Annotated in this window: 11 protein-coding genes and 1 other annotated feature (1 of these 12 running past the window's edge); of the genes, 7 read left to right on the top strand and 4 right to left on the bottom strand. The window is 33.7% G+C overall.

Annotation, left to right across the window (positions count from 1 at the left end; all coding sequences use genetic code 11):
* The first annotated feature begins 41 nt into the window (after positions 1 to 41).
* Entirely contained in the window at positions 42 to 599 is a 558-nt protein-coding gene (locus AC1RP1_RS05655) for a DNA-3-methyladenine glycosylase I (protein WP_481761660.1), read from the top strand.
* A gap of 34 nt (positions 600 to 633) precedes the next feature.
* Here AC1RP1_RS05655 and AC1RP1_RS05650 read toward each other — a convergent pair whose 3' ends face one another.
* Both AC1RP1_RS05650 and AC1RP1_RS05645 read right to left on the bottom strand, forming a co-directional pair.
* Positions 634 to 1,119, bottom strand: a complete 486-nt coding sequence (locus tag AC1RP1_RS05650; protein WP_409022337.1) for a universal stress protein — start codon at positions 1,117 to 1,119, stop codon at positions 634 to 636.
* Between the two features lie 692 nt (positions 1,120 to 1,811).
* Entirely contained in the window at positions 1,812 to 3,083 is a 1,272-nt protein-coding gene (locus AC1RP1_RS05645; RefSeq protein ID WP_481761661.1) for a replication-associated recombination protein A, read from the bottom strand.
* Between the two features lie 139 nt (positions 3,084 to 3,222).
* Here AC1RP1_RS05645 and gshAB point away from each other — a divergent pair, with 139 nt between their 5' ends.
* Positions 3,223 to 5,481, top strand: coding sequence for a bifunctional glutamate--cysteine ligase GshA/glutathione synthetase GshB (gene gshAB / locus AC1RP1_RS05640; protein ID WP_481761662.1), 2,259 nt, complete (start codon positions 3,223 to 3,225; stop codon positions 5,479 to 5,481).
* Positions 5,482 to 5,529: 48 nt separating this feature from the next.
* Here gshAB and AC1RP1_RS05635 read toward each other — a convergent pair whose 3' ends face one another.
* A complete protein-coding gene (locus AC1RP1_RS05635) occupies positions 5,530 to 5,976 on the bottom strand; it encodes a YueI family protein (protein ID WP_481761663.1) in 447 nt (148 codons plus the stop codon).
* 68 nt (positions 5,977 to 6,044) lie between these two features.
* Between AC1RP1_RS05635 and AC1RP1_RS05630 the strand changes: the two genes are divergently transcribed.
* A complete protein-coding gene (locus AC1RP1_RS05630; RefSeq protein WP_481761664.1) occupies positions 6,045 to 6,662 on the top strand; it encodes a DUF1054 family protein in 618 nt (205 codons plus the stop codon).
* A gap of 25 nt (positions 6,663 to 6,687) precedes the next feature.
* Here AC1RP1_RS05630 and rpsD read toward each other — a convergent pair whose 3' ends face one another.
* Positions 6,688 to 7,296: a 30S ribosomal protein S4 gene (rpsD, locus tag AC1RP1_RS05625; RefSeq protein WP_409022342.1), complete on the bottom strand. Its 609-nt coding sequence runs from the start codon at positions 7,294 to 7,296 to the stop codon at positions 6,688 to 6,690.
* A 391-nt stretch (positions 7,297 to 7,687) separates the two neighbouring features.
* Here rpsD and ezrA point away from each other — a divergent pair, with 391 nt between their 5' ends.
* The 4 genes from ezrA (at position 7,688) to tpx (ending at position 12,547) form a co-directional block, all read left to right on the top strand.
* Positions 7,688 to 9,409 (top strand): septation ring formation regulator EzrA, encoded by a 1,722-nt coding sequence (gene ezrA, locus AC1RP1_RS05620; protein WP_481761665.1) that lies wholly within the window; start codon positions 7,688 to 7,690, stop codon positions 9,407 to 9,409.
* Between the two features lie 149 nt (positions 9,410 to 9,558).
* Complete coding sequence (locus AC1RP1_RS05615) at positions 9,559 to 10,710, top strand: cysteine desulfurase family protein (RefSeq protein WP_481761666.1); 1,152 nt, start codon at positions 9,559 to 9,561, stop codon at positions 10,708 to 10,710.
* 15 nt (positions 10,711 to 10,725) lie between these two features.
* Entirely contained in the window at positions 10,726 to 11,943 is a 1,218-nt protein-coding gene (gene thiI / locus AC1RP1_RS05610; RefSeq protein ID WP_409022345.1) for a tRNA uracil 4-sulfurtransferase ThiI, read from the top strand.
* Positions 11,944 to 12,058: 115 nt separating this feature from the next.
* Entirely contained in the window at positions 12,059 to 12,547 is a 489-nt protein-coding gene (gene tpx, locus AC1RP1_RS05605) for a thiol peroxidase (RefSeq protein ID WP_481761667.1), read from the top strand.
* A gap of 37 nt (positions 12,548 to 12,584) precedes the next feature.
* Positions 12,585 to 12,734: a binding site (T-box leader), on the top strand; it runs 51 nt beyond the window's last position.

Below are 12,734 nucleotides of genomic sequence, written 5' to 3'. Positions count from 1 at the left end.
ACTAGTAATCTTTTTTATTTGAGTGAAGGAGAGAATAGAATATGGAAAGATGCCCATGGGCCCAATCGGGTAATCAGTTAATGCAAGATTATCATGATGAAGAATGGGGAAAGCCGCTTTATGGCGATCAACAACTATTCAGATTATTGAGTTTAGAATTAATGCAAGCAGGGTTGAGCTGGAAGACCGTTTTAAATAAACGTAATCATTTTAATCACGCTTTTGAAAATTTTTCAATTTACAAAGTTAGTCAATTTGATGAAGATAAAATTGCGGAACTAATGGAAAATGCAGATATTATTCGAAATAAGCAAAAAATTATCGCTATTATCGCGAATGCACAGGCGATCATAAGAATGAACCAAGATGGGCAATCATTTGATTCATTTTTATGGGAATTTGTAGCAAATAAACCAATTAATAATCTCTGGCGACATGCAGAGGATGTTCCAGCTGAAACCGACATTTCAAAAAAGTTATCTAAAGAATTGAAGAAATTAGGGTTTAAGTTTGTTGGTCCTAAAATTATTTATTCATTGATGCAAAGTATGGGTATGGTAGATGACCATATTACTTTATGTAAATTCAAGACAAAATAAAAAGAAATTAACCAATTATGGCTAATTTCTTTTTTTATTTTTTAAGATTATTTTTAAGAGCAGGTGTGTTATTTAAATCTGTTCGAACAACTAAGACATCAGAAACAGCAACTCGAGTTACGTATTCTGTAACTGAACCAATTAATAATCGTTCGACTGCATTCAATCCAGTAGCGCCGATCACAATTAAATCAATATCTAAATTAATAGGAACATTTTTAGCAATAACTACTTTTGGAGAACCATACTCAATTGAGTAGTCAACATTCTTAAGACCAGCTGCTTTTGCTTGTGCAATATACTTATTCAATGTCTCTTTTGCTGTATCACTAACTTGTTCAACCATTGACGTATCAAAACTTGAGATATTTTGGAATGCTCTAGTGTCAATAACATGCAAAAGATGAAGTGTAGAATCTTCGCCATTTCTTAAAGCTACTTGTACTGCTTTTTCGAATGCTAATTTTGCTTCATCAGAACCATCTACAGGAACTAAAATATTTTTATATTGTTGTAACATGGTCGGCCACCTCTTTCTTTTATATACCTCTATTTTACGACAAAACGAATGAAAATAGAAGTAAAAACGGTTACAAAGTTAGATTAATGCATAAAAAAAGATAAAATAATTGTTAAAGCACCAACCGTAAGGCAGGCTAGAGTAACTAGTATCCCACAAAATATGGGTATAAAAATGATTACTGAAATTAAGCCAACTAAGCTTTCAATACAGATAATTAACCCAAAGACAAGTAGTATTGAGCTTAGCACCTGGTTTGACTCAGGTTTAAATATCATAAAATTTTTGTTGCGATGTGAGAATAAGTAATAGCCGATAGTCAAGAGTAAGAGTGAAAGAACGGCTAAAAGTATCCGAATTAACATTTAAAGACTCCTTTATTCTTAATAAAAAAAGTCTGAGCAAACATAGTTTGCCCAGACCATCAAAGCAAAAGCTTTGGAATATCCGCGTAGTGCCGTTAATCATCTTCGTGAGTTGAGCCCGCAGTGAAGCAGGTGGCATCGACTGTACTAGCCTCTAACTACCAAGTGAAAAGGCTTGAAATTAGCTAGCCTATCAAGTTGACGCCTAGGTATAATTATTTGTTCGGTCAACATTCTAATAAGATAACGCGTACACTTCAGAACTTCATCTTTAATATAGCACAGACTTTTAAAAGGTGCAACAATTATGATGTAAGCGGCAACAAATCATCTTTTTGATGGATGTAATTTACTATATTGTTCTTTAAGTCCTTGTTCATAACGCCCGTTTGCTTTAGGCTCATAATAATTAGCATCTTTCAATTTATCTGGAAGATATTGTTGGGCAACCCAATCATTTGGATAGTTATGTGGAAATTTATAACCAATACCATGACCTAAATCTGCAGCACCTTTGTAATGTGAATCTTTTAAATGAGCAGGAATATCTCCAAAACCACCTTTTTCAATATCAGCAATTGCATTATTTATGGCAACATTTGCCGAGTCTGATTTGGGTGAGAGGCAGAGATCAATTACTGCGTTAGACAGAGGTATTTTAGCCTCTGGAAAGCCAATTTTTTCTGCCGCCTGTACAGCAGTTAAGGTTCTAGCACATGCTGCAGGGCTACTTAATCCGACATCTTCGTATGCCATTGTGATTAAACGCCTTGCAATTGTAGGTAAATCACCAGCAAGAATTAAACGTCCTAAGTAATGTAAAGCCGCGTTAACATCGGAACCTCTTACTGATTTTTGAAAAGCAGAAATAACATCATAGTGAGCATCGCCATCTTTATCATGGGTTAATGCTTTTCTTTGTAGACACTCTTCTATGACTGATAGTGATAAGGTAATGACACCTGAACTATCAGGTGGGGTTGACTTAGCAGCTAGTTCAAGTGCATTCAAAGAACTACGTAAATCTCCGTTGGTTGCTCGCGCTAAGTGTAACCGTGCATTAGCTTCTAAATTAATATTAAGATTTCCGAGACCAATATTTTTATCTACTAGTGCACGATCAAGTGCAGTTTCAATATCATTTTCGTCTAAAGGTTTAACTTCAAAGATTTGTGTTCGACTTCTAATAGCTGGATTGATGGTAATGTAAGGATTTTCTGTTGTTGCACCGATTAAAATAATTTGGCCACTTTCTAAGTGGGGTAATAAGAAGTCTTGTTTAGGTTTCGTTAATCGATGGATTTCATCTAAAAGTAAAATAACAGTACCGCTCATTTTTGCTTCTTCAGCTACGATTTCAAGGTCTTTCTTAGAATCAGTTGCAGCATTTAATTTACGAAATGCATACTGAGTTGATCCGGCAATAGCACTGGCGATACTCGTTTTACCAGTGCCAGGTGGTCCGTATAAAATCATAGATGAAAGCAGTTTTGCTTCGACCATTCGTTTGATAATTTTACCTGGACCAACAAGGTGTTGTTGGCCAACGACTTCTTCAATTTTAGTTGGTCGCATTCTGAATGCAAGTGGTTGTAACATATGTGGCTCCTTTCACGTTGATTACTAAAGAATAGTATAGCATATTGCATAAATTTAATTGGCACAATGGATTGCAAATATGAAGGATTAATTCAAATATTTGGTACAATGTAATAGACAAATGAGGAGGCACAATGATATGAAACTAGATGCAATCGGATTACAAATTCAGGAAGAAAAGCTCGCACCTCTACTTAGAAAATCGTTGATAGGATTAGAGCGAGAAACTCAAAGAGTGAAGAATACGGGAGTGCTGAGTTCAACTGATCATCCTGAATCATTAGGAGATAGATTTAAACATCCTTATATAAAAACAGATTTTGGCGAATCACAAATGGAATTTATCACGCCACCAATTGAGGGGGCTGATAATGTTATTAACTATCTAGATGCCATTCAACAAGTCGCAACACAAGAATTGGATAGTGATGAACAGTTATGGCCATTGAGTTCAATTCCTAAATTACCAGTGGATGAATCTAAAGTAAGAATAGCGCATCCAGATGAATTAGGATTTATATACCGAAATAAATTAGCAGAAAAGTATGGAAAAAAACGTCAACTTTTTACGTCTGTACATCTTAATTTTAGCTTTCCAGAAAAAGTAATTCAGATTTTATTTGATTCTGAGTTTCATAGTTATTTTAATTCTTATATAGAATTTCATAATTACGTCTATTTAAAAATTGGACGCAAATTTATGGAAAAGAGTTGGCTTACAACTTACTTGTTTGGAGCAACACCAATTGTTGAAAGTACTAATTATAATGCTTGTCATCCGGTTAGAAGTGTTAGAAACAGTGAATTTGGCTATACCAATATTGATAGTTCAGTTCAAGCTTCTTATCGATCAATTAACTCATACGTTACGTCACTTAATAAGATGGTCCAGAATGGTAAATTGTTATCATTTTCTGAATATTATGGAGATGTACAATTTAAATCAGCTACTAAAAAGGAAGATACATTAATTTCATCTGGTGTTAATTATATTGAACTCCGTGGATTTGATGTTGATCCATTTTCTCGTGTTGGTATTCAAGGTGACACAATTAAGTTTATTCAATTATTAGCGGCTTACTTTCTAATGACGCCAGATATGGCAGAAAATGAAGTTGATGATATTATATTTAAAGCGAAACAATTAAAAAATGAGGTGGCAATAGAAGACCCTAAAACAACCTCGATTGTTAAAAATGCTGCAATAAAACTGCTGAACGAATTAATTTTATTTAATGATAATTTTTATCTAGATAAAAATTTAGAGGATACATTAGTTCAATTTAAATTACAATTTGAACGACCTGAATTGAGTCTGAGTGCAAGGATAGTTGATGAAGATATTAATAAATCGTTGGCTGATTTTGCAATGGAACAAGCAAAATCTAATAAGATAAAGTATCAGTCACAGTTAAGTTCATTGATTGGCTTTAACTGTTACTCGAAAAATACGCAGCTTATTTTAGCAGCGTTGATAAAAAGAGGGTCTTATTTTGATCTTGTTGACAGTGATTTGGACGTCATACGGGTGAACGGACATCTTCTGCAAAATGGGGTAATTTCTGATTTAGATACCAGTGTTTTAAACAAAATTGCATATGACAAGCAAACAACTAAAAAAATATTGGGCAACCTTGATATTAAAGTTCCTAGTAGTATTAATGTACACACTTTAGATGAAGCTATGAACTATTATGCAGATGTAGTCAACAAAGCATTAGTTATTAAGCCAAGATTCATAAAGAGCAGTCAAGCAACACATGTATTTCGAGTGGCTCCGACGTTAAGCGAGTATAAAGAAGCCGTTAAACGTATCTTATCAATTGATACACAAGTTTTAATTGAAGAAATTACTGTTGGGTCAGTCTATCGATTTATGATTGTAGGTGGCCATGTAAAGGGTATTGTTGAAAGATTACCAGTTAGTGTAGTTGGCGATGGACGAAAGACGTTGGCACAGTTAATTACAATAAAAAATGCACAAGTAGAACGTACTAGTCAAGGTCCATGGTATCCGCTTAAATTGTCAGAAGTTGAACATCAAACAATAGCATCACAAGGTATTACTGAATCAACTGTTATTTCAAGAGGGTCTGAAGCAATCATTAGATATGATAGTAATTTTTATTCGGGTGCAAATCAAAATGAAGTTAGCAATCAAATGGACGAATCATATATAGCGTTAATTGAAGGTTATGCAAAACGTTTAAAAATGACGATGGGGGCAGTTGATGTGGTTATTCCTAACTTGTATATAGCATATGACTATAGACATAGGGATGCTTTAACCGTTCTTTCAATTGAAACGGCTCCTGATTTATCGATAAATTCGTTTCCTAATTTTGGAGATAACCAGCCTATTGCTAATGAAATAGTAAAGATTTTAGAAACCAAATAAAAAACTTAAACTACACTTAATATAAAAGTGTTAGTTTAAGTTTTTATGCTAATCGAATAAATTTTCAAAAAATGATTTTTTCTTTTCTGGCGTTTCAACTTGTATAATTGGATATTTTTCATTAATATCAATAACAGATTCATTAATCGCATTTTTTTCAGAAGCGACAACTAGCCCCATAATTTCAACCCCATCAGGAGTATCATTATTTGATGTTAATGTAAATTTAACATCATGCTTATGCGTTAAGGTGATGTATGGGGCTAATATATTCTGATCAATTGTACCATTAAGTAGAACATGATAGTCGGGATGTTCAAGTAGTTCTTTTTCAAATCCAGCCATATTTTTAGATGCTGTTACCTCAGCAACAGTCATTGCTAGGCTGACCCGCTCTCTAAATGTCCCTAAGTACTTTCTTTGTTCATCGGGATGAAGTTGAGGTGTTCCGTAAAGGCCAGATTGAAGATGTGGATCTAAGTTATTTTCAGTCATGGAGTTGACCACCTTTCAGTAAGTTATGAATTTAGCATACCATGTTTGATACAAAAGGAGAGAGCGAAATGTTTATAAAAGATGATTTTTTAATTTTTAAAGATCAAACATTAGACGGACGATTAAAAAAAATAAAGACAATTATTGATCCCAAATTCGAAAAGGTGGGAGCTGAACTACTACCTTTTTTAGAAGAACAATTAGGAATTAAAATGTATTTGCACATTGCAAAACATGCTAGAAGATCAAAAAATCCACCGCCTGATACTTGGATGGCTTTTAGCGAGAATAAACGTGGCTATAAAATGATGCCACATTTTGAAATTGGTTATTGGGATGATCGGTTATTTATCTGGTTATCTGCATTAGCAGATATTAAAGACAAAAGCTTGTATGAAGAGGGCGTTTCTGAATCAATAATAATGATTCAGAAACTAGAAGATACTTTCGTGTGGTCAGTGGATCATACAAATAAAGAGACGGGTACTTTAGCAAACACAATAACACTTACTGATAGTCAAAAGTGGAGTAGTGTACAAACTAAAGAACTATTGATTGGACAGAATTTAGCTATTGAAGATGAGTTTTTTAGCTTAAATGAATATAAACAACTAAACGACTTGAAAAATACATTACTGCCACTAATTGAAATCTATAAAATATGGACAAAAAAAACATCTCATTAAGAATGAGATGTTTTTTAATTTGAAATTATAATTTGTTGTAGTATTCAACGATAAGTGATTCGTCGATATCTGCTTCAAGTTCTTCACGTTCTGGTAAACGAGTTAATGAACCCTCTAATTTATCAGCATCAAATTGTACGAATTGTGGACGGCCAACTAATGCTTCCATTGCGTCTTTAACAATTTGTAAACTCTTTGATTTTTCACGTAATGAGATTACTTGACCGATTTCAACTGCGTATGAAGGAATATCAACGCGGTTGCCATCAACAGTAATGTGACCATGGTTTACCAATTGACGAGCTTGGCGACGAGTAGAAGCCAAACCTAAACGATAAACAACGTTGTCTAAACGACCTTCAAGTAAGATCATGAAGTTAACACCATGTTTACCTTCGCGAATTGTACCAGCTTTAATAAATAAGTTAGCAAATTGACGTTCTGATAAACCGTACATCATACGAAGTTTTTGTTTTTCTCGTAATTGTAAACCATATTCTGATAATTTACGGCGATTGTTTTGACCATGATCACCGGGTGCATAAGGACGACGAGCTAATTCTTTACCAGTACCTGTTAAAGAAAGACCTAATCGACGTGAAACTTTCCAACTTGGGCCAGTATAACGTGACATATATAAATTCCTCCAATATTTGTTTTGGAGTAAAATAATCCTTTGTGAACTTAGTATTCGTGCAGTTTGTTTTGCAATGTTCACCTTTGCAGCTGAAAGGGTACTAATTGAACCAAGACAATTGGGCAACAAACTGTTGACGAGCTTACCGTCCACCGCTGCATTATTTTACACAAGACTCATCATACTGTCTTTTTAAACTAATGTCAATTTGTTTTCACGTTTGTTTACATAATAAAAAGAATGTATATAATTAATAACATTAATTTCTATAAATAATAGATAAAAGCTAGTGAACGCTTTAAAGGTCTATGATATAATGATTAGAAGCATAAAATTTGAATGTGAAAAGTAAATATAAATTTTAGTAAGCTAAAGGCGGGATTAGGATATGACACAGATTTTTGTTGGAATAATAGTAGTAGCCATTATTATCTATGCAACAGCGTTTTTTCTTCAGAAACGCAATGAAAAAAAATTCGAAACATTTCGTGATCAAGTAAAGGTTATTGCTCATTCTGAAGTTGAACAACAGCTTCAGTTAACGAAGGATTTGGGGTTAACAGGTGAAAGTCTTAAAACATTTTCAGCATTACAATCAGACTTTAAAGAAGTGCAAAATGCAAAATTGCCTAAAATTTCGACACAAATTAATGAAGCATATGAAGCAAACTCGAAATATCAATTTCTTTCTAACCGTCAATTAGCGGCAGAAATAGAAGTAAAATTAATTTCAAGTGAAAAAACACTTAAAGGGATTGAAAAAGCATTAACGTCGTTGAAAGAAAGTGATGAAAGTAATCATCAAGCTGTTGATTCACTTGAAAAAAAATATCAGGATTTACGTAAAACATTATTATCAAAGAACTTTTCGTATGGACCTAGTATCGATAAACTTGAGGATAAACTAACTGGTCTTGAAGATGATTTTGACCGTTTTTCAACATTAACGAGTGCTGGAGATCATGATACGGCTGAAAAAGTTTTAAGTAAGTTAAGAGAAGATACAACTTCGTTAGAAAAGATTCTTGATGAGATTCCACCACTATATAAAAGTTTGAAGAACGAATTTCCAGATCAACTTGCTGAATTACAATCTGGTTACATGAAATTAACGGATGAAAATTATAATTTTCCAGTGGGGGATGACATCCCTAAACAAATAGACGAAATTCAAACACGTGTTGACGAAACATTACTTAAATTAGAGAACCTAGAAGTAGCGTCAACAATTGTTGCAGTTAATGACATGGCTAATCAAATTGATTATTTATATGATGTTATGGAAAAAGAGTTGGCCGCAAAAGATAAGATAGAAAAGCAAGAAGAAAGTTATCGTAAATTCATTGATCATGCTGAAAAACAAAGTCAAATGCTTTTAGTTGAATTAGATAGATTGGGTCAAAATTATGAATTAAGTCATAATGAATTAGAAGACGCGCAAAAATTAAATCAACAAATTAGGGACATTGATGCACAACATGATACTGATAAAGCGGTTATTGATTCTGGTGAAGCAATTTATAGCGAGATGGCTGAGCGAGTTGAACAAAACTCTAAGTTGTTAGAAAAAATTGAATCTGAACAACAAAAAATTGATGCTAGTATTCAGGATTTACGTAGCAATGAAAAAAAGGCCAGCGCAACAATTCAAAGATTTGATATTGAATTACATCAAATTAAAAGACAAGTTGAACAGGTTAATCTTCCAGGACTACCTAATGATTACTTAGATTTTTTCTATGTTGTTAGTGATGAAATTGAAGAAGTTGAAGTAGCAATTGGTAAATTAAGAATTAACATTGAAAAAATTGCAAAACAAATTATCGATATTGAAGCAGATCTTGAAAGTTTAGAAGATAAGACACACGATCTTATTGATAGTGCATCGTTATCTGAGAGTTTACTACAATATGCGAATAGATTTAGAAATTCGAATGAAGAGATTGCAATTGCATTTGAAAAGGCAAAGCAATTATTTAATAATGATTTTAATTATGCAGCTAGTTTGGAAACAATTGCGACTGCATTAGATAAAGTAGAGCCTGGTTCATATAAAAAAATAGAGAAACAATATTATGATAATATGGAAGACAGCTTTGAAATTGAATAGTAACTATATTAAGTGGGGACTAGGGCATTAATTTGTTCAGTCGCCACTTTTATATTCTATAAAGAAACACCAGGGATGAATAAAAAGTGTCAATCTGGTACGAAGTATATTATAATGAGAAAAGTATTTTTCAGAAAAGAAGGTAACTAATGATTTATTTTGATAATAGCGCAACAACAAAAATAACGCCCGAAGTTTTAGATACATATAATAAAGTTAGTGACCAAGTATGGGGTAATCCATCTAGCCTAAATAACTTAGGTGAGATAGCTCATAATTTATTAGAGCAGTCACGCCAACAGATCGCAAGCTTATTAAATGTATTTGAAGATGAAATATTATTTACTGGAAGTGGAACTGAAGGTGACAATTGGGTAATTAAAGGAACGGCTATGGCAAAAATGAACCATGGTAAGCACTTAATTACGACAACCGTTGAGCATCCTGCTGTTATGAATACAATGGCTCAGCTGGAACAGCTTGGTTTTGAGGTTACCTATTTGCCAGTTGATGATGAGGGGCGAATTAGTATTGATGATTTAAAGGCTGCTTTGAGATCTGATACTATTTTAGTTTCAGTTATGGCAGTTAATAATGAAATTGGAACCATTCAGCCTTTAGTTGAAATTGGGGACGTACTAAAAGATTATCCAACAGTTCATTTTCATGTGGATGCTGTTCAAGCCATTGGTAAAGGTGTGCAAGAAGCTTTTATGAGTGACAGAGTAGATTTTGTAACGTTCTCTGGGCATAAATTTCATGCGCCACGTGGAGTAGGGTTTATTTACAGTAAAAGAGGTCGTCACATTGAACCACTTCTTACAGGTGGTGGACAAGAACATAACTTACGTAGCGGAACTGAAAATGTACCTGCAATTGCTAGCATGGCAAGAGCATTGCGATTATTATTAACAGATGAAACTAAGATGGTGATGAAACAAAAAGCTGTTAAAGAATTAGTTTTCAACCATATTAGTAAGTTTGATAAGATTACAACTTTTTCAAAATTACAATCAAATTTTGCGCCACATATATTGTGTTTTGCAATTGAGGGTGTTCGTGGCGAATCAATTGTTCATGCATTTGAAAGTGAAGGAATATATATTTCAACTACAAGTGCTTGTTCATCAAAGAAAAATCAAGCATCTGGCACATTATTAGCAATGAATGTGCCAGAACCGCTTGCTAAATCAGCCGTTCGAATCAGTTTTGATGGAAATAATACGCTAGAAGAAGCAAAAGAATTTAATCGTATTTTTGATATTTTGTATCATAAATTTGAAAAAATTAATTCTAAATAATGAGAGGATGTCGACATGCAATATACAGAGATAATGGTTCGTTATGGCGAACTATCAACAAAAGGAAAAAATAAGAGGAACTTTATTGATCGCCTAGGAACAAACGTTCGAAATAGTTTACATGGTTTTGATGATTTAGTTGTTAAAGCAAATCGTGATCGGATGCACATTAATTTAAACGGTGACGACAGCGAATTAGTTATGCAACGTTTATCACAGGTTTTTGGGATTCAAAATTTTTCACCTGCAATTCGCGTTGAACAAGATATGGATTTAGTTAAAGAAACAGCTGTAGCAATGATTAGTGAGCAATTTGTTGAAGGGACAACATTTAAAGTTAACACACGTCGTTCTGATCATGATTTTGAATTAGATACTAATGAGTTGAATGACGAACTAGGTGGCTGGATTTTAGATCACGTGCCTGGCATTACTGTTAAAATGAAACAGCCTGATATTATTTTACGTGTTGAAGTTCGTTCAAATGGGATTTTCTTATCTTCTGAAACGCGTCAGGGTGCTGGTGGTTTACCCGTTGGTACTGCTGGTAAAGGGATGTTAATGTTATCAGGTGGAATTGATTCGCCTGTTGCAGGGTACCTTGGTATGAAACGTGGTGTTTCAATGGAGATGGTTCATTTCTTCAGTCCACCATATACAAGTGAACAAGCTTTAGCTAAGGCTAAAGAACTAACAGTTAAATTGACACCTTATGTTGGAACGATTCAATTTATTGAAGTTCCTTTTACTGAGATTCAAGAGCAAATTAAACATGATGTACCAGAACCATATTTAATGACCATAACACGTCGTTTCATGTTACGTTTAACTGAAAAAATTGCCGAATTACGTGGTGGATTAGCAATCTTTAATGGAGAATCATTAGGCCAAGTTGCTTCTCAAACACTTGAAAGCATGGTTGCAATTAATGACGTTACAACAATGCCAATTATTCGACCAGTCGTTTCAATGGATAAAAATGAAATTATTGATGTTGCTAAAAAAATTGATACATTTGAACTTTCAATTAAACCATTTGAAGATTGTTGTACAATTTTTGCCCCACCAGCACCTAAAACAAAGCCTCGTTTAGACCGTTCAAGGGAATTTGAAGCTCGTTTGGATATCGATGGCTTAATGGAACGTGCATTGGCAGGTGTCAAGGTTAGCAAGATTCGTGTTGGCGAAGAATATTTAAATGAAAATAGTGAATTATTCGCAGAATTACTATAGTAGCACTTTAAAAGATTAGACAAATCGGTCTAATCTTTTTTTGTCCAATCAAATAAGTCGCTTCTTAAACAGTAATTGAGTAAGATAGAGATAAATAAAGAAAGGGTGGTCAATTATGAAAGTAACTCGTCATGGTAGTGAAATGGATACAGTTGGGGAAGCACCAAAAGTAGGGGAAGTTTTTCCTACAGTTAATGCGTACGATGAAAATGATCAAGTTGTAACATTACCTAAAAGTACAGGTAAAAAATTAGTATTAAGTGTTGTTCCAAGTATTACGACAAGTGTTTGCAGTATAGAAACAAAACGTTTTAATATGGAAGCAGATAATTTTAGAGATATCGAATTTATTACCGTATCTGATGATTCAAAAGAAGATCAAAAAAATTGGTGTGCCGCTGAGGGTGTAAACAATTTACAATTGCTTCATGCAGATAAGGGGAATTTTGCGAAAGTTACTGGATTAGATGTTCCGGAATTTGGTCATATGGCTCGAATGGTTTTCATTTTAGATGAAACTGGACATGTTATTTATGAAGAACTGGTTACGGAAATCTCAAATGAGCCAGACTACGCTAAACTACTTGAAGAATTAAAAAAATAAAATATTGACGATTTTCAGAATAAACGCTAAAATGTGACTACAGACAAAGAATGAGAACACCAGTCATTTCAGAGATAAAATGCTAGGCTGAAACATTTTAATTAGACATTATGGTGGTAGCTCAGGAGTCGTTATTCTGAAATTAAGTAGGAATAACCGGACATTATTGTTCGTTAAAAAGTAATTA

It is taken from the genome of Dellaglioa sp. CoH-56-MRSF-13 (assembly GCF_056782095.1).
The sequence above is the reverse complement of the archived record's forward strand: the minus strand, read 5'-3'. Positions and strand labels throughout refer to the sequence as shown.

What these genes read in the sequence shown, in the direction of transcription:
- AC1RP1_RS05645 (WP_481761661.1), bottom strand. Translation starts at nt 3,083, where the DNA reads ATGTTACAACCACTTGCATTCAGAATGCGACCAACTAAAATTGAAGAA.
- AC1RP1_RS05650 (WP_409022337.1), bottom strand. Translation starts at nt 1,119, where the DNA reads ATGTTACAACAATATAAAAATATTTTAGTTCCTGTAGATGGTTCTGAT.
- AC1RP1_RS05635 (WP_481761663.1), bottom strand. Translation starts at nt 5,976, where the DNA reads ATGACTGAAAATAACTTAGATCCACATCTTCAATCTGGCCTTTACGGA.
- AC1RP1_RS05655 (WP_481761660.1), top strand. Translation starts at nt 42, where the DNA reads ATGGAAAGATGCCCATGGGCCCAATCGGGTAATCAGTTAATGCAAGAT.
- tpx (WP_481761667.1), top strand. Translation starts at nt 12,059, where the DNA reads ATGAAAGTAACTCGTCATGGTAGTGAAATGGATACAGTTGGGGAAGCA.
- AC1RP1_RS05615 (WP_481761666.1), top strand. Translation starts at nt 9,559, where the DNA reads ATGATTTATTTTGATAATAGCGCAACAACAAAAATAACGCCCGAAGTT.
- thiI (WP_409022345.1), top strand. Translation starts at nt 10,726, where the DNA reads ATGCAATATACAGAGATAATGGTTCGTTATGGCGAACTATCAACAAAA.
- ezrA (WP_481761665.1), top strand. Translation starts at nt 7,688, where the DNA reads ATGACACAGATTTTTGTTGGAATAATAGTAGTAGCCATTATTATCTAT.
- AC1RP1_RS05630 (WP_481761664.1), top strand. Translation starts at nt 6,045, where the DNA reads ATGTTTATAAAAGATGATTTTTTAATTTTTAAAGATCAAACATTAGAC.
- gshAB (WP_481761662.1), top strand. Translation starts at nt 3,223, where the DNA reads ATGAAACTAGATGCAATCGGATTACAAATTCAGGAAGAAAAGCTCGCA.
- rpsD (WP_409022342.1), bottom strand. Translation starts at nt 7,296, where the DNA reads ATGTCACGTTATACTGGCCCAAGTTGGAAAGTTTCACGTCGATTAGGT.